Annotated in this window: 18 protein-coding genes; 16 read left to right on the plus strand and 2 right to left on the minus strand. The window is 48.7% G+C overall.

All coding sequences use genetic code 11. The features are described 5' to 3' along the window. Window positions 1-23 precede the first annotated feature (23 nt). The 7 genes from spoT (at window position 24) to KXJ80_RS21790 (ending at window position 8,184) form a co-directional block, all read left to right on the plus strand. A complete protein-coding gene (spoT, locus tag KXJ80_RS21760) occupies window positions 24-2,126 on the plus strand; it encodes a bifunctional GTP diphosphokinase/guanosine-3',5'-bis pyrophosphate 3'-pyrophosphohydrolase (RefSeq protein ID WP_218737589.1) in 2,103 nt (700 codons plus the stop codon). Window positions 2,127-2,148: 22 nt separating this feature from the next. Further along, window positions 2,149-2,532 (plus strand): deaminase RidA, encoded by a 384-nt coding sequence (ridA, locus tag KXJ80_RS21765; protein ID WP_011624341.1) that lies wholly within the window; start codon window positions 2,149-2,151, stop codon window positions 2,530-2,532. 231 nt (window positions 2,533-2,763) lie between these two features. Continuing rightward, the gene (locus KXJ80_RS21770; RefSeq protein ID WP_069453778.1) at window positions 2,764-4,428 is read left to right on the plus strand and encodes an AMP-binding protein; all 1,665 of its coding nucleotides are present in this window, start codon (window positions 2,764-2,766) and stop codon (window positions 4,426-4,428) included. A 158-nt stretch (window positions 4,429-4,586) separates the two neighbouring features. Beyond that, on the plus strand, window positions 4,587-5,537 hold the full coding sequence (locus KXJ80_RS21775) for a calcium/sodium antiporter (RefSeq protein ID WP_069453779.1): 951 nt from the start codon (window positions 4,587-4,589) through the stop codon (window positions 5,535-5,537). Between the two features lie 185 nt (window positions 5,538-5,722). After that, on the plus strand, window positions 5,723-6,427 hold the full coding sequence (locus KXJ80_RS21780) for a tetratricopeptide repeat protein (protein ID WP_218737590.1): 705 nt from the start codon (window positions 5,723-5,725) through the stop codon (window positions 6,425-6,427). An 81-nt stretch (window positions 6,428-6,508) separates the two neighbouring features. Further along, window positions 6,509-7,588, plus strand: coding sequence for a sensor histidine kinase (locus KXJ80_RS21785; RefSeq protein ID WP_218737591.1), 1,080 nt, complete (start codon window positions 6,509-6,511; stop codon window positions 7,586-7,588). After that, window positions 7,588-8,184 (plus strand): response regulator transcription factor, encoded by a 597-nt coding sequence (locus KXJ80_RS21790; RefSeq protein WP_218737592.1) that lies wholly within the window; start codon window positions 7,588-7,590, stop codon window positions 8,182-8,184. The genes KXJ80_RS21785 and KXJ80_RS21790 overlap by 1 nt, the downstream gene beginning before the upstream one ends. A gap of 5 nt (window positions 8,185-8,189) precedes the next feature. Here the strand turns inward: KXJ80_RS21790 and KXJ80_RS21795 are convergent, their stop codons facing one another. Beyond that, the gene (locus tag KXJ80_RS21795) at window positions 8,190-9,305 is read right to left on the minus strand and encodes a DUF1963 domain-containing protein (RefSeq protein WP_218737593.1); all 1,116 of its coding nucleotides are present in this window, start codon (window positions 9,303-9,305) and stop codon (window positions 8,190-8,192) included. A 216-nt stretch (window positions 9,306-9,521) separates the two neighbouring features. Between KXJ80_RS21795 and KXJ80_RS21800 the strand changes: the two genes are divergently transcribed. The 3 genes from KXJ80_RS21800 to yihG (KXJ80_RS21810) all read left to right on the plus strand — a co-directional run bounded on the left by KXJ80_RS21800 (window position 9,522) and on the right by yihG (KXJ80_RS21810) (window position 13,000). Next, window positions 9,522-11,048, plus strand: a complete 1,527-nt coding sequence (locus KXJ80_RS21800) for a YifB family Mg chelatase-like AAA ATPase (RefSeq protein WP_218737594.1) — start codon at window positions 9,522-9,524, stop codon at window positions 11,046-11,048. 100 nt (window positions 11,049-11,148) lie between these two features. Then, window positions 11,149-12,051, plus strand: a complete 903-nt coding sequence (gene yihG, locus KXJ80_RS21805) for a 1-acylglycerol-3-phosphate O-acyltransferase, YihG family (protein ID WP_037413712.1) — start codon at window positions 11,149-11,151, stop codon at window positions 12,049-12,051. A gap of 7 nt (window positions 12,052-12,058) precedes the next feature. Beyond that, on the plus strand, window positions 12,059-13,000 hold the full coding sequence (yihG, locus tag KXJ80_RS21810; RefSeq protein ID WP_037431237.1) for a 1-acylglycerol-3-phosphate O-acyltransferase, YihG family: 942 nt from the start codon (window positions 12,059-12,061) through the stop codon (window positions 12,998-13,000). 68 nt (window positions 13,001-13,068) lie between these two features. Here yihG (KXJ80_RS21810) and KXJ80_RS21815 read toward each other — a convergent pair whose 3' ends face one another. Beyond that, window positions 13,069-13,533, minus strand: coding sequence for a 2-thiouracil desulfurase family protein (locus tag KXJ80_RS21815; protein WP_099457107.1), 465 nt, complete (start codon window positions 13,531-13,533; stop codon window positions 13,069-13,071). A gap of 332 nt (window positions 13,534-13,865) precedes the next feature. Here KXJ80_RS21815 and KXJ80_RS21820 point away from each other — a divergent pair, with 332 nt between their 5' ends. From KXJ80_RS21820 to KXJ80_RS21845, 6 genes are all read left to right on the plus strand, one after another. Further along, the gene (locus KXJ80_RS21820) at window positions 13,866-14,654 is read left to right on the plus strand and encodes a GntR family transcriptional regulator (RefSeq protein WP_218737595.1); all 789 of its coding nucleotides are present in this window, start codon (window positions 13,866-13,868) and stop codon (window positions 14,652-14,654) included. A 64-nt stretch (window positions 14,655-14,718) separates the two neighbouring features. Continuing rightward, on the plus strand, window positions 14,719-15,597 hold the full coding sequence (gene prpB / locus KXJ80_RS21825) for a methylisocitrate lyase (protein ID WP_037413719.1): 879 nt from the start codon (window positions 14,719-14,721) through the stop codon (window positions 15,595-15,597). A 235-nt stretch (window positions 15,598-15,832) separates the two neighbouring features. Further along, window positions 15,833-16,960 carry a bifunctional 2-methylcitrate synthase/citrate synthase gene (gene prpC, locus KXJ80_RS21830; RefSeq protein ID WP_218737596.1) on the plus strand — a complete coding sequence of 376 codons (1,128 nt, stop codon included), beginning with the start codon at window positions 15,833-15,835 and terminating at the stop codon, window positions 16,958-16,960. Window positions 16,961-17,040: 80 nt separating this feature from the next. Further along, entirely contained in the window at window positions 17,041-19,644 is a 2,604-nt protein-coding gene (gene acnD, locus KXJ80_RS21835; protein WP_218737597.1) for a Fe/S-dependent 2-methylisocitrate dehydratase AcnD, read from the plus strand. Between the two features lie 86 nt (window positions 19,645-19,730). Beyond that, complete coding sequence (gene prpF, locus KXJ80_RS21840; protein ID WP_259474512.1) at window positions 19,731-20,924, plus strand: 2-methylaconitate cis-trans isomerase PrpF; 1,194 nt, start codon at window positions 19,731-19,733, stop codon at window positions 20,922-20,924. Between the two features lie 326 nt (window positions 20,925-21,250). Then, window positions 21,251-25,789: an EAL domain-containing protein gene (locus tag KXJ80_RS21845; protein ID WP_259474513.1), complete on the plus strand. Its 4,539-nt coding sequence runs from the start codon at window positions 21,251-21,253 to the stop codon at window positions 25,787-25,789. Window positions 25,790-25,802 lie beyond the last annotated feature (13 nt).

Here is a 25,802-nt window from a genome sequence, read left to right on the forward strand (position 1 = left end):
TTTGGGTAAAGGAGAGCTGCCACTTGTATCTGTTTGAAGGTCTAAAGGAGTCTGCTTCCGGTTACTTAGAACCCGAACAGGTAGAATTGCTCAAGCAGGCGTACCAAGTTGCGCGCGATGCCCATGAAGGGCAAATGCGCACTAGCGGCGAACCTTATATTACCCATCCGGTTGCGGTCGCCCGCATCCTCGCCGAAATGCGTCTCGACCATGAGACGCTGATGGCGGCATTGCTGCATGACACCATCGAAGATACCTATGTCACCAAAGAAGATTTAGCCGAGCGATTTGGCGAATCGGTGGCTGAATTGGTTGAAGGGGTGTCTAAGCTCGACAAGCTGAAGTTTCGCGATAAGAAAGAAGCTCAAGCAGAAAACTTTCGCAAAATGATGATGGCGATGACGCAGGATATCCGCGTTATTCTCATCAAGCTTGCCGACCGCACTCACAATATGCGCACCTTAGGCGCGCTGCGTCCTGACAAACGCCGTCGTATTGCCCGCGAAACCTTAGAGATTTACGCCCCCATTGCCAACCGACTCGGTATTCACAATATCAAGACTGAGTTAGAGGATTTAGGTTTTCAAGCCTACTATCCCATGCGCTATCGGGTACTAAGGGAAGTGGTAAAAGCGGCTAGAGGCAACCGTAAAGAGCTCATTCAAGGTATTGAGGCCGCGGTACTCACCCGCCTAAACGATGCGGGCATTAAAGGCAAAGTTAAAGGCCGCGAGAAAAACCTCTACTCCATCTATAACAAGATGCAGAGCAAGGAACTGCAGTTCCAAGAGGTGATGGATATCTACGCTTTTCGCGTCATCGTCGACTCCATCGATACTTGCTACCGCGTGCTCGGTGCCATGCACGGTTTGTATAAACCGCGTCCGGGTCGCTTTAAAGATTATATCGCTATCCCCAAAGCCAACGGCTATCAGTCGCTACATACCTCGTTATTCGGTCCCCACGGCGTGCCCGTTGAGATCCAAATTCGTACCGAAGATATGGATCAAATGGCTGACAAAGGGGTTGCGGCCCACTGGGCTTACAAAGGCGGCGCCGATGGCCAAGGCACCACCACGCAAGTGCGTGCCCGCAAGTGGATGCAAAGCTTGCTGGAATTACAACAGAGCGCCAGCACCTCCTTCGAATTCGTGGAGAACGTCAAAACCGAACTCTTCCCCGAAGAGATTTATGTGTTTACCCCCGAAGGTCGCATTTTAGAATTACCGGTTAACGCCACCGCCGTCGACTTTGCCTATGAAGTCCACACCGATGTGGGTAATACCTGTGTCGGCGCCCGCGTTAACCGCCAAGCTTATCCGTTAAGCCAGCCATTAATCTCCGGCCAAACTGTTGAGATCATTACCGCTAAAGGCGCGCGTCCGAATGCCGCTTGGCTTAACTTTGTGGTCACAGGTAAAGCCCGCGCCAAAATCCGCCAAGTGCTCAAGAGCCTAAAAGCAGACGATGCCATTGCCCTTGGCCGCCGTTTGCTTAACCATGCGCTGGGTAAAACCAAGCTTGATAGCATCCCTGCCGAGCAGATTGATAAAGTCGTACGCGATACCAAGCACGCCAATTTAAATTCCTTACTCGCCGACATCGGCCTTGGCAATGCCATGAGCATAGTCATCGCCCAACGTTTGATTGGCGATAATTTAGACAACCAAGAGAGCCGCGACTCTCACCTGATGCCAATCCGCGGCGCCGAAGGCATGTTAGTGACCTTCGCCAACTGCTGCCGCCCCATCCCTGGTGATGCGGTGATTGCCCACGTGAGCCAAGGTAAAGGCTTAGTCGTCCACATGGAAAACTGCGCTAACATTCGCGGTTACCAAGGCGAGCCAGATAAATACATTCCCGTACAGTGGGACAATGTCGAAGGCGTCGAGTATCAAGCCAATCTGCGGGTGGAAATTGTTAACCACCAAGGCGCGCTGGCGAAGATCACCTCGATTATCGCCGCCGAGGGCTCGAACATTCACAACCTTAGCACCGAAGAGCGCGATGGCCGCGTTTACTTGATTAACCTGCGAATTTCGGTGAAGGACAGGATCCATTTAGCTAACGTGATGCGCCGTATCAGGGTACTGCCCGAGGTGTTGCGTACATCCCGTAATCGTTGATCATTATTTTAGAGAGAGCGTCATGGCAGAAAAAATCATTATCGCGACCGAAAACGCCCCAGCGGCAATTGGCACTTATTCTCAAGCGGTTAAAGTCGGCAACACAGTATATTTATCCGGCCAAATCCCACTGGTGCCAAGCACAATGCAGATCGTGAGCGATGATTTTGAGGCGCAAGTCGTGCAAGTGTTTGAAAACTTAACCGCCGTTTGTACCGCAGCCGGCGGCACGATCAACGATATCGTTAAACTCAATATCTTCCTGACGGACTTAAGCCACTTCGCCAAAGTGAATGAAATCATGAGCCGTTACTTCAGCCAACCTTACCCAGCTCGCGCCGCTATCGGTGTGAAGCAGCTGCCTAAGGATGCACAAGTCGAAATGGACGGCGTGATGGAGCTGTAAGCTTCCACCGATATGAAAGGCGCTTAGGCGCCTTTTTTATTGCCTAATGCGCCCGCGGCTCCTGCTCTGACCTGTGATTAAGTTCATTTTCATTTCATACTCGCCCATTAGGCTGTTTTGCAGATTTAGTGATTTTACAATCTTGCAAACTATTTGCGCGGCCTCACAAAACTCGCCATACTGGGCACCTATGTTGGGGTGAAAATAACAATAAAGAACAGGGAATTGCCTATGGATAAAGCGATTAAGACGCCAATTGAAATGCTGGCGCACTGGGCGAATACGCGTGGGGATGAGATTTATTTGCGCCAGCCAATAAAGGGACAATACCTTGATTTCACTTGGAATGAAGTACAAGAAAAAGTCCAACAACTCGCTGGCGCGTTGCGTCATTTAGGCTTAGAGCCGGGCGATAAGATTGCCGTTCTGTCTAAAAACTGTGCCGAATGGTTTATCACCGACCTCGCCCTGATGCACGGCGGCTATATCAGCGTTCCTATTTATCCGACTGCGAATCCAGATACCATTCGCTATGTATTGCAGCATAGTGGGGCTAAAGCGATTGTCCTCGGTAAGCTCGATCATTGGGCCGATCAAGAAGCCGGTGTCGGCGGCGAATTGCTGCGTCTCGCCATGCCCTACGACACCATGCCAGCTCAATATCAATGGGAACAATTGCTCAATATGGGCAACCCATTGATTGAAGCGCCATTACCCGAACCCGATCAGATAATGACGCTGATTTATACCTCGGGCTCAACGGGTCAACCTAAAGGTGCGATTCAAACCTATGCTAGCTATGGTTGGACTTGCCAAGCGGTGGTGCGCGATCTACGTACAGATGGTAAAGATAGATTATTGTCCTACTTACCGTTAGCCCATATTACCGAGCGCGTGGCGATTGAAGGCTCATCCTTTTATTCCGGCAGCACTGTCGCCTTCGTCGAAAGCTTAGACTCCTTCGTTGCCGATGTGCAGCGTGCTAAACCGACAGTGTTTTTCTCGGTTCCGCGGCTGTGGAGCCTGTTCCAGAAGAACATTATCGACAAGATTGGTGTTGGCAAACTCAATCTATTACTAAAAATCCCACTGATTAGCAGCCTAGTAAAACACAAGATCCACAAAGGGTTAGGACTCAACCATTGCCGCTTACTCGGCTCTGGCTCGGCGCCTATTCCGCCCTCGCTGATTCACTGGTACCACAGCATTGGCTTGGATATCTGCGAAGCCTGGGGGATGACGGAAAACTGTGCTTACTCCATCATCAACTACCCTTTCGATGCGCGTAAAATCGGCACTGTGGGTAAGCCAGTACAAGATTGCCAAATCCGCCAAGGTGAAGATGGCGAGCTACTCATTAAGAGCCCAGGACTAATGACCGCCTATTATCTGCAACCTGAAGCCACCGCGGCGGCCTTCGATGTTGATGGTTTCTTCCATACCGGCGATCTCTGCGCCATTGATACCGATGGTTGTGTGACGATAACTGGCCGCGTGAAAGACAACTTTAAAACCGCTAAAGGCAAATACGTGGCACCAGTGCCCATTGAGCGCAAGCTTGCACAAGATCCTCATGTGGAGCTGATTTGTGTTATTGGCTCTGGTTTGCCGCACCCTGTAGCCCTAGTGCAACTCTCTGAGGGAGCTAACCTACAAGCCCGTGAAGAAGTACGCGCTTCCCTTAAAGCGACACTCGATAGTGTGAATCCACATTTAGAATCCCACGAACATGTGGATGCCATTGTGGTGGTGAGTGAACCTTGGACCATTGAAAACGATGTATTAACCCCCACACTGAAGATCAAGCGCCACGTGCTTGAGAAAGCCTTTAGTGAAAGGGTGGACGGGATCCGTGGTGCTCAAGTACGCTGGGAAAATGAGTTAGTCACAAAATAACGTCAAAACGCACCGTTATGATTAAAGCACGCTCTTCGGCGTGCTTTTTTATGACATATTCTGTCAAAGCAAATTAAAAACACGTATCATGTACGCCTATCAGCGTAAGGTGATACACCTTAAATTAATTCACTCAATCAGGTTTAACAGAGTCCAAAATGCTTATTGCACTTTCAATTATCGGCGGCTTTATTATTTTAACCTTAGGCGCAGAGGCCTTAGTCCGTGGCGCAAGCTCCATTGCACTTCGTCTTGGGATTACGCCGCTGGTGATCGGCTTAACGATTGTGGCTTTCGGTACCAGCGCACCAGAGCTTGCGGTAAGCGTAAAGTCAGCCTTGGCAGGCAATAGCGGCATTGCACTGGGTAACGTGATTGGCTCTAACATCGCCAACATTGGCTTAATTTTGGCAATTACTGCGCTTATTCGCCCGATCCAAGTTCAATCGCAGATGGTAAGACGGGATATTCCACTGATGATCCTCGCTTCTATGCTGTTTTGGGGATTATTGCTAGATGGCGAACTCAGCCTGATTGACGGCATCATTTTATTATCACTCCTTGTCGGCTACTTGGTTTTCAGCTATTTCAGCGCCAAAAATACTACTGATGCCGATGGTGAAGTGATTGAAGAAGGTCCTAAAAATCCATTGCTTTCAATCGCGTTTATTATTGTCGGCATCGGAATGTTAGTCGGCGGTGGTATTTTATTTGTGAATGGCGCTGTTGATTTAGCCAAAGTGTTTGGTGTCAGTGAAGTCATTATCGGCCTGACTATTGTCGCTATTGGTACCAGTATGCCAGAGCTAGTGACCTCGGTTTTAGCGGCACTCAAAGGCGAAAGCGATATTGCTATTGGTAATATCGTTGGGTCAAATATATTTAATATATTAGGTATTCTTGGCGTGACCGCCGTCGTTTACCCTGTATCTGGGCTTGGTTTCCAACCCTTAGACTTTATTGTCATGCTGGCGTTAGCCGTAATCATTTTACCCTTTGCTTGGTCTGGCCTACGAATTGGTCGCCGCGAAGGTGCAACTCTGCTTATCGCTTACTTAGGCTACATGGTTTACCTAGTCAACCAAGCCAGCAGCCAAGCGGTAGTCTAACGATTTACGCGTTCACCTTAGCTTACTAAAACACCGGAGCCACTCCGGTGTTTTGCTATGTAGCCATTAAAGAATGACATTTGTCATGCCTAATTGATGACCTTTGTGCCTGCAATCGTGTCGAGGGATTTCTGATAATGAAGCCGTACCCAAGCAATGGGCAATCTCTTCAATAAGGAAATACCATGAAAACACTTTTACTGCTATCAAGCCTTACCCTCGCCTGCGTGCCAGCGTTCGCGGCTTCGAACTCTAGCCCCAATATCGCTGAGGTAGACAAAGCGGCTAACACACTAAATATTGATAAATTGCAACAGCTCAGCACTGCCACTCAAGATTACGAGGCGGCTTATGCCAACTATCGTTTAGCCATCAGCGCCAATGTGATGGGACAAAAAACAATTGCAGATAATGCCTTAGCCTCGGCTCAAGCGAGCTTAGAAACCTTAATCAACAGTCAAGCCGATGCCGAATCCCTAGCACTATTATCATCCGTGTATGGTATGCAAATCGCCTTAGATAACAGCAAAGGCGCTGAGCTTGGGATCAAATCCGCTAACGCCATTGCTCAGGCCGAACAGCTGGCACCGCTTAATCCGCGGGTCGCATTAGTGAAAGCAATCGCCGCCTATAATACGCCAGCGATGTTTGGAGGCAGCATGCAAGTTGCCAAGACACTCGCCAGCAATGCGATTGAGCGATTTAATCAACCTTGCGAGAAAATTTGCTGGGGTGAGGCAGAGGCTTACACTTGGCGCGGACTCGCAAAACAGGAGTTAGGTGACGCCCAAGGGGCTATCGAAGATTGGCAACAGGCGCTGCAAGTGGAAAAAGATTATGGTTGGGCTAAGTTTTTACTTCAACAAAATCAGCAAATAAGTGCAAAATAACCCCAGAAAAGGCAAAAGGATTGGCTAATGCTTACGGCCAATCCTACTCTCAGCAGCAAAATGGATCTTAGGCGAAGCGATATGACAAATAACCCCCTACAATTGGAACGAAAGCTCGCATGGGTGTATTTAATAAACCTCGCGTTTTATCTGATACCGCTGTTTATTACGCCTTATCCTAGCTGGCAAATTATCTTAATTTTAGCCGTGCTGGTTCCCTTTATTTACTGCTATTTTTGGACCTACCGCTGTAATTTCCGCAGCGCCCATCGGCCTATTATCGGCATGTTAGTACTTGCTATAGCCATTACCCCTATTAATCCCGGGTCCATCTCACTCTTTACCTTTGCCAGTTTCTTTATTGGTTTCTTTTATTCCTTTAGAGTTAGCTTGTTATGCTGGCTCGGGATACTAGTTACACTGTTCTTGCTCAACTACGTTAGTCAATTCAATAGCTACTATTTTCCAATGTACGGCTCAGCCTTAGTATTAGGGGTTGGTATGCTCGGTAAAGCAGAGCGAAGACGTTACCAGCATAGATTGAAGGAGCGACAAAGCGCCAAAGAGATCAGCACCTTAGCCACTATGGTTGAACGGGAGCGTATCGCCAGAGACTTGCACGATATTATGGGGCACAGTTTGTCATCGATTGCTCTAAAGGCTGAATTGGCCGAAAAACTACTGGCGAAACAAGAATATCAACTTGCAACGACTCAACTACAAGAGCTAGGACAAATTGCGCGGGAAAGCTTGAGCCAAATAAGGCATACCGTCTCAGACTATAAACACAAAGGCTTAGCAAGTTGCATCACCCAGCTATGTCATTCACTCAGGGACAAAGGCATCTACGTAGAGTTAATCGGTGAATTACCAAAACTACCCGCCAGAACAGAAAGCCAACTTGTGCTGATTTTAACTGAACTCGTGAATAATATTTTGCGCCACAGCAACGCCAGCCAATGCAGCATTCAATTTAGTGAGCAGGCAAATACCCTTAATGTCGAGGTTAAAGATAATGCCTTAGCAAGACCTTTTATCGAAGGAAATGGGCTCACAGGTATCCGTGAACGTCTCGATAGCCTCGGAGGTCATTTACGCTATAATCTTGAGCAGGGATACGCCTTTACCGTCAGTCTACCTTTGCAGGGAGCAACAGATTAATGAAGATTCTATTGGCGGAAGATCAAGCCATGGTGCGCGGCGCGCTCGCAGCACTGCTAACTCTCGCTGGCGGTTTTACCATAACTCAAGCCAGCAATGGCGATGAAGCATTAAGCCTCCTCAAACAGCAGCATTTTGATCTATTACTCACGGATATTGAAATGCCGGGACGAACAGGTTTGGAGCTAGCCGCTTGGCTAAAGGAGCAACATAGCCAAACCAAAGTGGTGGTGATCACAACTTTTGGCCGCGCGGGTTACATTAAACGCGCTATCGAAGCGGGTGTCGGTGGATTTTTGCTAAAAGATGCGCCCTCAGAAACCCTCGTCAGTTCGATTCAACAAGTGATGGCAGGTAAACGCGTCATCGATCCTGAGCTGGCAATGATGGCAATTGGCGATGTCGATCCCCTCAATGATAAAGAACGCCGCGCCCTTCGGTTTGCCAGCGAAGGCAAATCCACCGCCGAAATTGCCGAGATGCTGTTTATTGCCGAAGGCACGGTACGTAACTATTTATCCGAAGCCATTGCCAAACTCAATGCAAGCAACCGAATCGATGCCGCCCGCATTGCCAAACAAAAAGGCTGGTTATAGCTCAGCTAGTTGTCATAAATGCAGTAAATGCGCTCGAATTTTCCCGATACGAGATCGTCTCGGTGGATAATAAAATTCAACCGCATAGAGTGCTCACTGTAGATGACTTTGAGCAGCACCAGATAATCTTCGGCATTACCACCTAACTCTGCCGCGGCGTGGAGTTCGGGGGCTTTATAGCGGCTATCTCCATAATCATTAATGCTGGCGATACTATCGTAATACGGCAGTGGCTGCTCGGGGACGAGCAATGCCTGCAAGTTAGATGACTGCCACTCGGTATTAGCCCATTGCGATTGAGTGAGAATCTGGCCGGGAATTAACCCCTGCTCATTCAATTGTATCAGCTCATAGCCCTTGAGCTGATCTTGCCACTCTGGTACAAATTCATCATCCACAACCTCTATGGCCTCCAGCACCATCGCTTGTTGCGGTTCTGGTAGCGCTTGTAAATGTGCCTTGGCTAACTTTAATAAATGCGGGTTGTCACTATTAATCATGTCAGGGGCAATCATCTTAATGCTGGCAATCCCCTGAAGTTGATAAGCCGCCTCATACTCATAGTTTGCACATACCGCATCGTCGAACTTAAGTTCGGCAATCGCTTTCCCAGAGTTCAGTTGCTGATCTTCAGTGACATAATAAACATGGCCGCGAAGCATTTCCGAGAATCGCCAGCGCTCCAAAAAGAACAACAATCGCCCTTCTCGGGGCAAATAAGATTGCAACGCCTTCAGTTCGTTACAATTGATTTGTGCGATAAATTGCATCGGCACACGGAAGGCCTGCGCCGCCTCGTCCCAATCCCAATCTTGCGACCACCCATAATGCTCCTCGATATACTCACGAGTGTGGTCGAATTCCTCAGCGTAAGCATCCAACATCTCCTCCCTTCCGACCAAAGTCACCGGATAATCCATGCCTACAGGCAAATCCGGCAATCCACCCAGTCGGCTGTTACCTAACTGGCTATAGTCTTCGCTTGCACTGGGATAGAGATCGACACTACTGCGAATAAACGCCGAGAGCACGTTGGCAAGATGTGGGTCTTTAAACTGCGCCAGCTTTTGCTCTAGCTGCTGCTGACGAATGGGGGTATTTTCTGCTAATAACATATCCATATTGACCTCACGACTCCAATGTTTGCTTTTTATCATTTCTATCAACTATTTGCTATCGCTAAGCAGGTCAAATTGCCGATGCTATCACGCTAACGCTAAAGCCTGAGTCAACAGCTTGCGGCGCAGGCGGACAGCGATCCTGTGAATTGAAAACCCTTAGGCGAATTACTGCTACACTCAAATTCAGCGCAAAAAGGTCAACAAAAGGATTTGTTTATGGCGATAGCCTGCGTACATACCCGAGCCAGTTGTGGAGTTGAAGCACCCGAAGTCACGGTTGAAGTCCATCTCAGTAATGGCCTGCCGGCTTTTAACCTGGTGGGTTTGCCAGAAGCCTCTGTCAAAGAAGCCCGCGAGCGGGTACGCAGCGCCTTGATCAATGCGGGGTTCGAGTTTCCGATGCGGCGAATAACCGTCAACCTCGCCCCTGCAGATTTACCCAAGCAAGGTGGCCGTTACGATTTACCTATCGCCATCGGCATTTTGGCTGCTTCAGAGCAAATCCCCCACACAAGCCTTAAGGATACCGAATTTGTCGGCGAACTTGCCCTCTCAGGGCAAATCCGCCACTGCCAAGGATTACTACCAGCAATCATTGCGGCTAAACGCCATAATAATCAGTTAATTCTGCCACTCGATAATCGCCACGATGCCGAGTTAGTTGGCTATCCTAAGGTCTACTTTGGCTCCCATTTGCAAAGTTTAGCGGCGTTTCTCCATGGACAAGCGCCACTTCCCATGTTGGAGCAGCAGCTCGAGTGGATCTCGGATGAGCCGGCGCAGTCCACGCCTTGCCTTAGCGAGGTGATAGGCCAATACCAAGCTAAACAAGCGCTTGAGATCGCCGCTGCAGGCAACCATAACCTATTAATGCTAGGCCCGCCGGGTACTGGCAAAACAATGTTAGCCAGCCGCATGATGGCGCTATTACCTGCACTCAATTATGAAGAAGCCTTAGAAGTGGCTGCAATTCATTCCGTCGCGGGCATCAATATCAAACCTGAGGACTTTCTTAAGCGACCATTTCGCGCGCCGCACCATACTTGCTCCTCAATTTCCTTAGTCGGAGGTGGCAGTATTCCTAAGCCTGGCGAAATTTCATTAGCCCATCGCGGAGTATTATTTCTGGATGAAGTCGCTGAATTTCCAAGAAAAGTGCTCGACTGTTTGCGTGAACCGATGGAAACAGGTGAAGTGGTGATCTCCCGCGCGGCGGCAAAACTGACCTTTTTAAGCCGCTTTCAATTGATCGCCGCCATGAACCCCAGCCCGAGCGGCGATATCGACGGCCCCAATCGAGCGACACCCGATCAAATCCAGCGCTATCTCGCCAGACTCTCTGGCCCGTTTATAGATAGATTTGATCTCACCATCGAAGTCCCCAAACTCCCCGCAGGCACCCTAACGCAACAGGCGGCACAAGGCGAAACCAGCCATCAAATCGCCAAACGAGTAAAATGCGCCCGCGATATTCAACTCGCCAGAGCGGGCGTGCTTAACAGCGAACTATCAGGCAAACAACTTAAGCAATTTAGTGGTATCAATGATGCTGACCTAGTTTTTTTAGAACAGAGTGTCGTTAAACTAGGATTATCCGTGCGCAGCTTTCATCGTATTCAACGGGTTGCCCGCACCATTGCCGACCTTGAGCAGGCCCCCAATACCGAAAGACGCCACCTCGCCCAAGCCTTAGGATATCGGGCTATGGATAAATTATTGGCCCGTTTATCCCAACAGTATTGAGACTCGAAATATTAACAAATGCCCCGACCAGCCGCCCTAAGATTGAGCCAAACGCCGACACCGAGTAACATAGGCCTCCAATTTTTATCAGGGGGCGCCAATGGGGACGTTGTTTTCACAATTAAAAGGCTGCATAGCTTTCTTAGGTTATGTCGTGAATACGCTGTTTTGGGTTGTACCCATTGTTCTGGGCAGCTTCATTAAACTTATTCCTTTGCCTGTGCTGAGAACGGCGACGAGCTATTTTCTCGACTTTTGCGCCAGCGCTTGGATAAGCGTCAATGGGGTGATTGAACGTGTGCTGCACCCAGTGCAAATTGAGCTCTCGGGCGATAGCCAATTTTCTACCAAAGAATGGTATATGGTGATCGCTAATCATCAGTCTTGGGTCGATATTTTGATCCTGCAGCGCGTATTTAATCGCCGAATCCCGTTTTTGAAATTCTTCCTGAAACAAGAACTGATTTATGTGCCCGTGTTAGGGCTAGCATGGTGGGCATTAGATTTTCCTTTTATGCGCCGCTATAGCACAGCACAACTTAAAAAGAACCCAAAACTCAAGGGCAAAGATATCGAGATCACCCGTAAAGCCTGCGCAAAGTTTAAGACTAAGCCAGTGAGTGTGATGAACTTTGTCGAAGGAACACGCTTTACCAAGGCCAAACATAAAAAACAAAACTCACCGTTCCAACATCTGTTAAAACCTAAAGCGGGCGGCATGGCCTTTGCGCTATCCGCCATGGGAGAACAGATCCACAAGCTAGTCGATGTAACGATTTACTATCCAGATAGCGTTCCAAGCTATTGGGACTACCTGACAGGCAAGCTGCCAAAGGTTAAAGTACACATAACAGTGAAGGATATTTCGCCGGATATGCGTGGCGATTATATGAATGATCGCGAGTTTAAAATTAGCTTCCAAGAACAATTGAATGAGCTTTGGCTCGCTAAAGATCAAGTGATCAGCCAATTGGCTGGGCAAGCGGACCAAGAAGTAAGGTAAAACCTCTATGTTGAATTTTCTCCCCGGCCCAGTGCTGTTTATTCTCAGTCTGAGCCTGCTGATCATTAACACCGCCCTTTGGGGAACCTTGGTTTGCCTTGGTGGTTTAGTGAAAATGTTGATGCCAGCTCAAGGCGCACGCAATGCAGTGACCGGACTGATGAATCGTTTTATGTGGGCATGGGCAACCTGCAATGGTGGCATTTTGTATTTGATTGCCAAAATCGAGTGGGATGTTGAAGGACTTGAAGGGCTCAATAAAAACAGCTGGTACTTGCTAATCAGTAACCACCTCAGTGGCTTTGATATTGCCGCGCAGACTTACCTGCTGCGTAACCATATCCCCATGTTGAAATTCTTCCTCAAAAAAGAGCTGATCTATGTCCCTATTATGGGCCTAGGTTGCTGGGCGCTCGACATGCCTTTTATGGACAGAACCAGCCCGGCAAAACTCAAGAAAAATCCAAAACTTAAGGGTAAAGATTTAGCCACCACTCGCCGAGCCTGTGAAAAGTTTAAAAATATGCCCACATCAATTATCAACTACGTTGAGGGCAGCCGCTTTACCGAAGATAAACGCCAGCGCCAAGATTCGCCTTACCGTCATTTGCTTCGGCCTAAAGCGGGTGGTATTGCCTTTACACTTTCCGCCATGGGTGAGCAATTTACCAACCTACTAGATGTGACGGTAGTGTATCCCGATGCGCCAGACGATGTGTTATTTGGCGTAATGAACGGCAAAGTACGCAAGATTATTGTACGGGTGCGAGCCTTGCCAGTACCGCAGGTCGACGCTACTCGCTACTTTTCAGAATCGGAATATCGGGTCGAGTTTCAGCGTTGGTTAAACCAAGTTTGGGCGGAAAAAGATGATCAAATTGCTGCACTCTTGCAGCAACATCAGCAGCTAACAGATAGTGCCACCAGCACCCACACACAGCTTCACTAATACAGATTAACGAATACAGCTTCACTAACGTAAGTGAGTCGATAGCGGGTTAGGCTTACCTAGCCCGCTTATTCCACTTCTAGCTGTGCCAGCCTCATTGCCGCTTCTGCTAATTCCGTTTCATTAAACACACTCATACCTGCCGCCAGCAGAAGTTCGGCCGTCATTCCCCGCCCTGCAATTAAATGCTTACTGAAACTGCCATCATAAATGTGCTGATTGCCGCAGGAAGGACTACGCGCCTTTAAAATCGCTATCTTAATGCCTTGCTCCTGAGCCAAAGCAAGCGCCTTTTGTGCTCCCAACCTAAAAGCCGCTGTGACATCTTCACCCTGCGCTGTTAGCACTAGATCGCCAACACGCTCGGCCGCAGGCCTTGGTGTGGGTAATCCGCCCGCGCATTCAGGACAAAACGCCACTATCCGCCCTTCTCGCTGCCATCGCTGCATCCACTCGTCTTGCAGCAGATTATGACCGCCGTCATAACGTACCGCCTGCCCAAGCAAACAACTGCTAATGAGGATTTTCTCCATCTTGCCCCTCTATACCTTCACCCTGTGAGTGCCGACCAATACTTCCTCTGCATTGTACTCAATAAGTCGCAATGGGGTAAAAGCTGTGCTTGATCGCACCATCTGACATCACTCAACACCAAAATTGTCGACAATTACCAATTAAATAATAGAGAAGATAAAATTATCAAAATCAAAGAAAAGACAAAATAACCAACAAATACAGCAATTAAAACTTAAACCGGCAGAAGTATAGACTTACGTCTAAGTAAACATATTGTTGACAATGGCATTTAACGGGACTATTTTTTACCCATTGTCGACAATCCAGCAATCAACGAGTGATGCGCAGTATGTTGAAGCAAGAGACCATATTCCCCATAGATGACACCCAAAGCTCAGTGGCCCATGCCTCGACGAGCCCAACGAATAAGGTGAAATCCCTCGCCAGCGAAAAATCGTCGACCACTTTAGCCGATCAAATTTTGGTGCAAATACAAACCAGCATCATCAAAGGTGAACTGCCTGCAGGCAGTAAGATCAACGAGCAAGCCCTCGCCGAAAAATATGGCATCAGCCGAGGCCCGACCCGTGAAGCGCTGCAAACCTTAGAAAGACAACGTCTCGTAGTCCGTGCGCCCCATGTCGGTGCCCGTGTCGCTCAACTCACAGTGAGCGAGTTAAACGATTTATATCAATTACGTAGCGTACTCGAAGGCATGGCCTGCGAACTTGCCGCCAGCCGTATTACCCCAGAACAATTAGCCAAGTTAGAAGACTTACTCGCGGTGCAAGAAACCGCGCTGGCCAATGGCGATACCTATTTCCAAGAGGAAGGCGATGTCGACTTCCACTATCAAATCATCCAAGCCAGCGGCAATAAACATCTGCAAGAAACCTTAATTGGCGGGCTTTATCATCTGCTGCGGATGTATCGCTATCAGTGCACCAATAAGAACCGCCCAGTAAAAGCCATTGCCGAACACAGACGCATAGTCGAAGCCATTGCCCAGCGTGATGGTGAACTCGCTAGCCTGTTGATGCGTCGCCATATTGAGCAAGGCCGTAAAAATACCGAATTACGCTTGATTGAATTACAAGCTAACGCCGCCGCGAAAGAAACCTTAGCCAATATCAGCTAAGTCGCAGCCCATAAGCATCGAATACTGATCATTCAGTACTTTTTAATTGGATAAGGACAAGACCATGACCCAAAGCGCAGGATTACGTTTTCGCCAAGCTCTTGCTAACTCAAAACCCTTACAAATCGTTGGCACCACCAATGCGTATTTCGCCTTGATGGCGGAACAAACCGGTTTCCAAGCCCTGTATCTGTCGGGCGCAGGCGTAGCGAACGCCTCCTACGGTTTGCCGGATTTAGGCATGACCTCGATGAACGATGTGCTAATCGATGCAGGTCGTATCACCTCGGCAACTCAACTGCCACTGCTGGTCGATATCGACACAGGTTGGGGCGGCGCCTTCAACATCGCCCGCACCATTAAAGAGTTTGAGAAAATCGGTGTAGCTGCCGTGCACATGGAAGACCAAGTGTCACAAAAGCGTTGTGGCCACAGACCCAACAAAGCGGTCGTCAGTACCGAGGAAATGGTTGACCGTATCAAGGCCGCCGTCGATGCCCGCACTGATCCTAACTTTGTGATCATGGCGCGTACCGATGCGGTTGCCGTTGAAGGTTTAGAAGCGGGTATCGAACGTGCAAAAGCCTATATCGCCGCGGGTGCCGATATGATTTTCGCCGAAGCCTTAACTGAGCTCGACCAATACCGTCACTTCAAGGCCCAAGTTAACGCACCAATTCTGGCGAACATGACCGAATTTGGCCAAACCCAATTGTTCAACAAAGAAGAACTCGCCGAAGCGGGTGCCGACATGGTGCTTTACCCACTCGGCACTTTCCGCGCCGCTAACCAAGCCGCACTGAAAGTGATGCAAGCGCTGATGAATGATGGTCATCAACGCAATGTCTTAGACACTATGCAGACCCGTACGGATTTGTATAAGTACTTGGGCTACCACGCCTTTGAAGACAAGTTAGATCAATTATTTAGCCAAGAAAAGTAAAAGATAAGTACAGACCATGGACGTCAGTAGAAGCTTAGGCTTCGCATTGTTACTGATACCCAGATGCGCGAGCCGTGACCTCAAATAACGGCTCATGCATCACCGATATGCTGCAACCCTACATAAAGCTAAAACTCTGTATTTAGTCAACATTTATGCAACTTTAACCAAAAAGGTAGACGGCTAATATTGAGCCTGTCTGCAATAACCATAGCGTTAACGGAAGGGAAGAATTATGTCAGACGCAAAAAAATTAAGTGGTGCTGGATTACGTGGCCAGAGCGCGGGTGAGACTGCACTAAGTACTGTAGGTGTATCGGGTAGCGGCCTGACCTACCGCGGTTACGATGTAAAAGATCTGGCCGAAAACGCCACCTTCGAAGAGGTCGCCTACCTGATCCTTTACGGTGAACTGCCCACCACCGTACAACTCGAGGCCTATAAGACCAAACTTAAGGGCATGCGCGGCCTGCCACAGGCATTAAAAGAAGTATTAGAGCGCATTCCTGCCGACGCCCATCCAATGGATGTGATGCGTACCGGTTGTTCTATGTTGGGTAACCTCGAAGCCGAGCACAACTTTAGCGAGCAAAGCCAAATTGCTGACCGTTTACTGGCGGCCTTCCCATCGATCATTTGCTACTGGTATCGCTTTAGCCACGATGGCGTACGCATCGACACCGAAACCACCGATGAGCAAATCGGTGCTCACTTCCTGCACCTGCTGCACGGCAAAGCTCCATCGGCGCTGCACGCTAAGGTAATGGACGTTTCGTTAATTCTGTATGCAGAGCATGAGTTTAACGCTTCAACCTTTACCGCCCGTGTGTGTGCATCGACCCTGTCGGACATGCATTCTTGCGTAACTGGCGCAATCGGTTCACTACGTGGCCCACTGCATGGCGGCGCCAACGAAGCGGCGATGGAACTCATTCAAGATATGAAAGACGAAGCCGATGCCCGCGATGTGCTCATGGGTAAACTCGAGCGCAAAGAAAAGATTATGGGCTTTGGTCACGCCATCTACCGAGATTCAGATCCTCGTAACGCCATCATCAAAGAATGGTCAGAAAAACTGGCCGCAGATTATGGCGATGATCGCCTCTACCGCGTATCGGTCGCCTGTGAAGCCCTGATGTGGGAACAGAAAAAACTCTTCTGTAACGCCGACTTCTTCCATGCCAGTGCTTACCACTTCATGGGCATTCCAACCAAGCTATTTACCCCAATCTTCGTTTGTTCACGGGTAACGGGTTGGGCAGCACATGTGATGGAGCAGCGTTCAAACAACCGCATTATTCGTCCAAGTGCCGACTATGTGGGTGTATCACCACGCAAAGTGGTACCCATTGCCAACCGTTAAGCAAAACTGACCACACTTAGCGCGAGACTTCACTCAAGGTGCGTCTCGCGCCGACTTCATTTTCCGAAATGGATGATGTTATGAGCACTGTTATGAACACCCAATATCGCAAGCCTTTACCCGGCACAGCACTCGACTATTTCGATACCCGCGAAGCCATTGAAGCCATTGCCCCCGGCGCCTATGCGAAATTGCCTTACACCTCGCGCGTGTTAGCGGAAAACTTAGTGCGTCGCTGCGAGCCAGAAGCACTCACAGACTCGCTAAAACAAATTATTGAATCAAAACAGGAACTGGATTTCCCATGGTTCCCAGCCCGCGTGGTGTGCCACGATATTTTAGGCCAAACCGCGCTGGTAGACCTTGCAGGTCTGCGTGATGCAATTGCCGCTAAGGGTGGCGATCCTGCCCAGGTTAACCCTGTGGTTCCAACTCAGCTGATTGTTGACCACTCACTGGCAGTGGAATTCGGTGGTTTCGATAAAGATGCCTTCGCCAAAAACCGCGCCATCGAAGACAGACGCAACGAAGACAGATTTCACTTTATCAACTGGACGCAAAAAGCCTTTAAAAACATCGATGTGATCCCGCAGGGTAACGGCATCATGCACCAAATCAACCTGGAGCGTATGTCACCCGTGGTGCATGCCCGTGATGGCGTGGCATTCCCCGATACCTTAGTGGGCACCGACAGTCACACGCCACACGTGGATGCGCTGGGCGTTATCGCTATCGGTGTGGGTGGACTTGAGGCCGAAAGCGTGATGCTGGGCCGCGCCTCATACATGCGTCTACCCGACATTATCGGCGTTGAGCTCACAGGCAAACCTCAGCCGGGCATCACCGCTACCGATATAGTTTTAGCCTTGACCGAATTCCTGCGTAAGGAAAAAGTGGTTTCTTCTTACCTTGAGTTCTTCGGCGAAGGCGCAGAGGCTTTAACACTTGGCGATCGCGCGACTATCTCTAACATGACGCCAGAATTTGGCGCAACCGCCGCCATGTTCTATATCGACCAACAGACGCTGGACTACTTAACCCTGACGGGTCGTAGCGACGAGCAAGTGAAGCTGGTTGAAACCTATGCCAAGACCACAGGTTTGTGGAGCGATGATCTCAAGCAGGCCGAGTACCCACGCACCCTGCATTTTGATCTATCATCGGTAGTGCGTACCATTGCTGGCCCATCGAATCCCCATGCTCGCGTTCCGACTTCAGAGTTGGCCGCGCGCGGCATCAGCGGCGTGGTTGAAAACGAGCCAGGCCTCATGCCAGATGGTGCAGTGATTATTGCGGCCATCACTAGCTGCACCAACACCAGTAACCCACGCAACGTAATTGCGGCGGGCCTGCTGGCACGTAACGCCAATGCCAAAGGCTTAAGCCGTAAACCTTGGGTGAAAACCTCACTCGCCCCCGGCTCTAAGGCGGTACAACTCTATTTAGAAGAAGCCAACTTGCTGCCAGAGCTAGAGTCATTAGGCTTCGGTATTGTCGGTTTTGCCTGCACCACCTGTAACGGTATGAGCGGCGCACTCGACCCAGTAATTCAGCAGGAAGTGATCGACCGCGATCTTTACGCCACCGCCGTATTATCCGGTAACCGTAACTTCGACGGCCGTATTCACCCTTACGCTAAGCAGGCTTTCCTTGCATCACCGCCATTAGTCGTCGCCTATGCAATCGCAGGTACCATCCGCTTCGATATCGAGAAGGATGTACTCGGCCAAGATAAAGACGGTAATCCAGTTCGCCTTATCGATATTTGGCCAACGGATGCCGAAATCGATGCCGTGATTGCAGCAAGCGTGAAGCCAGAGCAATTCCGTAAGGTCTACGAGCCGATGTTCGACCTGAGCGTCGACTATGGCGATAAAGTCAGCCCACTGTACGACTGGCGTCCACAATCGACCTATATCCGCCGCCCTCCTTACTGGGAAGGCGCACTAGCGGGCGAGCGCACCCTCAAGGGCATGCGCCCACTGGCGGTATTAGGCGACAACATCACCACTGACCATTTATCGCCATCGAACGCGATTATGATGGACAGCGCGGCGGGCGAATACCTACATAAAATGGGCCTGCCAGAGGAAGACTTTAACTCCTACGCGACCCACAGGGGCGACCACTTAACGGCCCAGCGCGCGACCTTCGCCAACCCTAAACTCAAAAACGAGATGGCAATTGTCGATGGCAAGGTGAAGCAAGGCTCACTGGCGCGTATCGAGCCAGAAGGCCAAGTGACCCGCATGTGGGAAGCCATTGAAACCTATATGGATCGCAAACAACCGCTGATTATTATCGCTGGTGCCGACTATGGTCAGGGTTCATCCCGTGACTGGGCGGCCAAGGGCGTGCGCTTAGCGGGTGTAGAGGCGATTGTAGCTGAAGGCTTTGAGCGTATTCACCGCACAAACTTAGTCGGTATGGGCGTGTTGCCACTGGAGTTCAAAGCGGGCGAGAATCGCGCCACCTACGGCATCGATGGCACCGAGGTGTTTGATGTTGTTGGTGATATCGCGCCACGTGCAGATCTCACCGTTATCATCACCCGTAAAAACGGTGAGCGTGTCGAAGTGCCTGTGACCTGTCGTTTAGATACCGCTGAAGAAGTGTCTATCTACTCTGCTGGCGGCGTACTGCAACGGTTTGCGCAGGATTTTTTAGAGTCAAATCTAAAGTAAGATTCGCGCTAAAAGGCGGCAATGCCGACAAGCTTGCCGCCTATATCGACACGAACCTTTTCGCTATTCCCCTTGGAGTTAATAGCATGAGTAATAAACTTTTCCCGCCCCAGATTAAAGTGGCTGCAACCTATATGCGTGGTGGCACTAGCAAAGGGGTATTTTTCCGTCTGCAAGATTTACCCGAAGCAGCCCAAGTACCCGGCCCTGACCGTGATGCACTACTGCTGCGCGTCATTGGCAGTCCCGACCCCTATGGTAAACAGATTGATGGTATGGGCGGCGCAACTTCCAGCACCAGCAAGACGGTTATTCTGTCTAAAAGCAGCCAAGTCGACCACGATGTTGACTATCTGTTTGGCCAAGTGTCTATCGACAAACCCTTTGTGGATTGGAGCGGTAATTGCGGCAACTTGACCGCCGCCGTCGGCGCCTTTGCCATCAGCAATGGGCTGATTGATGCTGCGCGCATCCCGCAACACGGTATCTGCACCGTGCGTATTTGGCAGGCCAATATTGCAAAAACCATTATTGCCCATGTGCCGATTACCGATGGCATGGTGCAAGAGACAGGCGATTTTGAGCTCGATGGCGTGACCTTCCCCGCCGCCGAAGTGCAGATCGAATTTATGAACCCCGCCGCTGACGAAGACGGCGATGGTGGCAGCATGTTCCCAACGGGTAATTTAGTGGATGTACTCGAAGTACCTAGTATTGGCAGCTTTAATGCCACCATGATTAACGCGGGTATTCCAACCATCTTTATCAATGCCGAGGACTTAGGTTACTCGGGCACTGAACTGCAAGACGATATCAACAGCGATAATGCCGCTCTTGCCAAGTTTGAGACCATCCGTGCTTATGGCGCCGTACGTATGGGACTTATCACACATATTGATGAGGCCGCATCACGCCAACACACGCCAAAGGTAGCGTTTGTGGCTAAGCCCAAAAGCTATGTGTCATCCAGCGGCAAAGCGGTGGCAGCGGAGGAGATCGATCTTCTGGTACGTGCCCTATCCATGGGCAAATTGCACCATGCGATGATGGGCACGGCCGCCGTAGCGATTGGTACCGCGGCGGCGATTCCCGGCACTTTAGTGAATCTCGCGGCTGGTGGTGGCGAGAAGGAAGCGGTTCGCTTTGGCCATCCTTCAGGCACCCTTCGCGTCGGCGCACAGGCCATGCAACAAAATGGCGAATGGACAGTGACTAAAGCCATTATGAGCCGCAGCGCCCGAGTGCTGATGGAGGGTTTTGTCCGCGTGCCCACCGTATAAACCCTAACAACTGATTCGCATCTCCAAGTTGATTGATATCACCCTATCAATAGAGTTCAACCAAAGGCCTTGCTTCTCCCCCTTCCGGCAAGGTCTTTTTTTATTTATCTTCCCTGCGAGCTGCAATATGTTGGCATTCGGTAAAAAATGCTAAACTTGCGTTGGTCACAGCTGATATTGATAAAAACACCTTACGCTATATAAATCTGTGAATAAATTAACCATTATTTTAATTTTAAAACTGAGATCGCGTCAGTCTCATTCTTAACGCGACATTCCTAAAGTAACGTGAATAATACCTCCCCAAATTGGGGAAAAAGTAGGGAATGATAGGGGTAGCTTTGAGTCAACCAATCCTTAGACTAATCGTTAGCGTGCTCTGCATTCTCAGTTTTGTTGCGGTGCTTCCCGCAGGCTTGGCATTACCGCTTAATGCGGCAAACACACAGCTTAAATTTGAGCATATCCGCAGTGAAGAAGGGTTAAACCAAAACACAATCACCAGCCTATTTATGGACAGTGCTGGCATGCTGTGGATTGGCACTCAAGATGGACTCCATAGCTATAACGGTTACAACTTCAATCTTTTTATCCACTCCCCTAATGATCCTCAAAGCATTTCAGAAAGTTATATCTCGGATATTATCCAAGATGCCCAAGGTTATCTTTGGGTAGGCACTTTTAGCCAAGGTATAAATCGGCTCAATTTAAAAACAGGCACCTTTGAACGCATTGGCATAGAACAGGGTCTCACCGATCCCAGGGTCACTAAACTCAATATTGTCGGCAATACGCTGTGGATTGGCACTCAAAGTGGCTTGTTTTCTTTTTCCACAAGAACAAAACGCTTAACCCAAGTTTCACTAGGAACCAGCGCTGAACCCTACATCACCAGTCTTGCCAATGTTGATAACACCTATTTACTCGCAGGAACCAGGGATAATGGTACCTTTGCTGTAAGTGCAAATACGATTACGCGGCTGAATGTGCCGCAGGATGTGATTGCTTATCAGATTAAAGCCAATTCAAGTCGAGCAATTAGCTTAGCGCTTGGTAATCAGCTCTGGCACTATGATCTGACCACTCAACAAGGGACTATCATCTGGCAAGCAGAAAATAATGTTCCCTATATCAAAGATTTTGTTCAAACATCCCAAGGACAATTCTGGGTCGTCGGACCTGAAGCTGGTTTAATACAATTAGAAAGAGAGGCGGATCAATTCGTTGCCACTTATCATAAATTTGATCCCAAACGCACCAACAGTATCAGTGAAAACAATATCTTATCCCTGCTAGAAGATCCTTTTGGCAATCTATGGCTCGGCGCGAGTTATTCTGGATTGAATAAGATCAACACTCGCCGTCAATATTTTCAGCATCTGTTTGAATATACGACCGAATTACCTCAACAGAGCAATAATGTCCGTAGCCTTTACCGCAGCCAAGATCAGGCACTGTGGATAGGAACAGAAGGCGCGGGCCTTAAGCGGTTAGCACGAAATAGTAAAACATATGAAAACTACAGCACTTTTTTTGCCAAGGCATTAGGGTTAGGGACTCAATACTTAAACCTCACTCTGCGCTCGATTATTCAAGATAAGCAAGGCGTCCTCTGGTTTGCCAGTAACTACGGACTAGGGCGTCTGGCTCCAAACGGTGAATTTAGCCTACTCAATGTTGCAGATAGCAAAGACACCTCAGCAGAAGCGAACTATATCCGCAGTCTAGAGTTAGATGATCAAAATAGGCTCTGGGTAGCGACATCCCATGCGCTATATCGGAAATCCACTGTAAATGATGAATTTACGCCTGTTTCGCTAACAGGCATTGAAAATTTTCATCCTACACAAAACCTGTTACTCACCCTTAGGGTCAATAATAATATTCTGTGGATTGGTTCGCTCAATGGACTAGTAAAATTAGATATGCAAACAGGGCATGGCGACGTTTTTTACCATGACCCCCATGACAAAAACAGCATTATCAATAACCGCATTAGGGATATCTTAGTCGCAAGTAATGGTGATGTTTGGTTTGCGACCCACGGTGGCATTAGTCGGCTATCGTATCAAACCTTATTGCCCATTTTTAGTGATTATACCCGTGAACAAGGTCTACCCAGCGATACGATTTACGCTCTGCTGGAGGACGATGAGCATCATATTTGGTTCAGTAGCAATGCCGGTATTGGAAAATTAAACCCTACCAATAACAAAATTATTAATTTCAACGAACAGGAAGGCTTACAGGCACTGGAATTTAACGGTGGTGTAAAACTTAAAGACAGTGATGGCGATCTCTGGTTTGGCGGAATTAATGGCATCAATCGCTTTAACCCTAAAATCCTACCTGACAAAAGGGGTGAAGCGAAGGTAGCACTCACCGCATATAAAATTGCCGGCCAAAAACAGACGATTTTGGATCTGAGTCATCCGCCGAAAATCGTAATGAACTACGCAGATCAATTAGTGAGCTTTGAAATCACCTCACTGGATTTTAGCTATACAGGAAAAAATCGCTTTAGTTATTTCCTCGAAGGATTTGATAACCATTGGCACGATTTACCGACAGGCAATGAAATCACCTTCACTAATATCGATCCAGGCAACTACGTGCTCCATGTGCGCCACTCACTTGAATACAACCGTCAAGGTGACTATACGCTATTGGTCGATTTAACCGTCAATGCACCTTTTTATCGCACCGAATTGGCCTATGCGCTTTATATTCTACTGACACTGACTCTACTGATATGGATAGTAAAATGGCGCAAACAAAAACGTCGCCAACAACAAGAGTTTGAAACTAGCATTCGTGCATCTGAAGAACGGCTTAAACTGGCGCTTTGGGCTTCGGGCGACGGAATGTGGGACTGGAATATCCAAGAACAACAGGTTTACCGAACGCATACAGATATACCTGTCCCTCAATGGAACCGTCACCATCTACTGCACGACAATGCTCATCCTGAAGATAGGGAAAGATTTAGGCACGAGTTAGCCGAACACCTACAAGGACGCACTCCCTTCTTTGAAGTGGAATACCGCATTGAGCATTCGCCCAACAAATGGGTTTGGATCCTTGAGCGGGGTAAAGTTGTTGAAGCTAATGGGCAGGACCATCCCATTCGTATGACGGGCACAACTCGGGATATTACCTCGCGCAAGCTGATCGAAAACGAACTGGTACTCTCCTCACAAGTGCTAAATAGCATGAATGAAGCCGTCGTGGTGGCAGGATTAGACTATCGAATCCGTTCGGTAAACCCTGCTTTTAGCAATATCACTGGTTATTCAGAGCGGCAGATTAGTGATAAATACTTAATTCACTTAGCCTACAGTAGAAAACAACGGGATCTGTTTAATAGCATTGAACAGCAACTACTACGCCATAAACATTGGGCGGGAGAAATTTGGATCCGCAATAAGGCCCGTAGAGCAATTTTGGTGTGGCTCGAGATAAATCAAGTAATTGACGTAAAAGGTGAAACTAGCCACTTTGTGGCGGTATTTACTGATATTACCGAACGTAAAAAGGCCGAGGAAGATTTACGTTTCCTCGCTAGCTTTGACACGCTCACAGGGCTGCCTAATCGAACCTTATTCCAAGACAGGCTTAATCACGCGATATCTCAAGCACATAGATCGAATAATATTGTCGCCCTACTGTTTTTAGACCTCGACCGTTTTAAGCACATTAACGACTCTATGGGGCACCACATTGGCGATCTATTACTCAAAGCAGTGGCACATAGGCTGCAAAATGCCGTCCGCGAAGGAGATACCGTAGCCCGCTTGGGTGGTGATGAATTTACTATTATTCTAGAAGGTGTGGCGAAAACTAAAGCAGCGACGTTAATTTCGGAAAAAGTGCTCAAAGCCTTTCAAGCGCCCTTCTTATTAGAGGACAAATCCCTCACTATCTCCACTTCGATAGGTATCAGTCTCTATCCTAATGATGCTGTAGATGTGGATTCGTTAATTAAATTTGCCGATACCGCCATGTACCATGCTAAGGCTCTCGGGCGAAATAACTTTCAGTTTTACACCAATAAACTCAATGAGATGGCGACTCGCCATATGCTGCTCGAAACGGGGTTAAAACAGGCCATCTCACGCAATGAGTTAAGCTTGGTGTATCAACCTAAGTTTTGCCTACGCAATGGCTCTCTGACAGGGCTTGAAGCACTACTGCGCTGGCAGCATTCAGAATTAGGCCCCATTTCTCCCGCCGAGTTTATTCCCCTCGCGGAAGAAACAGGCATGATCAATCAAATAGGCCATTGGGTGATTAACCACGCTTGCCAACAACTGGCCGAATGGAATGAGTTAGGTTTTAGCGATATCACCATGGCCGTTAACTTGTCAGCTAGACAGTTAAAGGCCGATATTATCTCAACCATTGAAGTAGCCCTTGCGGTATCAGGACTTCCCGCCCAGGCTCTTGAGTTGGAGCTAACTGAATCGATGATCATGGGCAACCCACAGGAGTCAGTTAATATCCTCTCAAAACTCAAAGCATTAGGCTTAACCATCGCTGTCGACGATTTCGGTACTGGCTATTCAAGCTTGAGTTACCTTAAACGTTTCCCTATCGATACCTTAAAAATTGACCGCGAGTTTGTGCGCGACATAACCAATGACCCCGATGATGCGGCCATTACCAGCGCGATTATTGCTCTCGCCCACAGCCTAGAGTTAAATGTGGTGGCAGAAGGAGTTGAAACTCAAGAACAACTTAACTTCTTGGCGCTGCAAGGCTGTGATCAAGTCCAAGGCTTTCTGCTGAGTAAACCGCTGAGCGCCAAAGATTGCCAAACACTTTTAATACAACAGATACAAAAGCGGCAAGACGCAAAAGAATAAGGCTCCATCATGG

The organism is Shewanella xiamenensis, assembly GCF_024971755.1.
GTDB lineage: Bacteria > Pseudomonadota > Gammaproteobacteria > Enterobacterales > Shewanellaceae > Shewanella > Shewanella xiamenensis.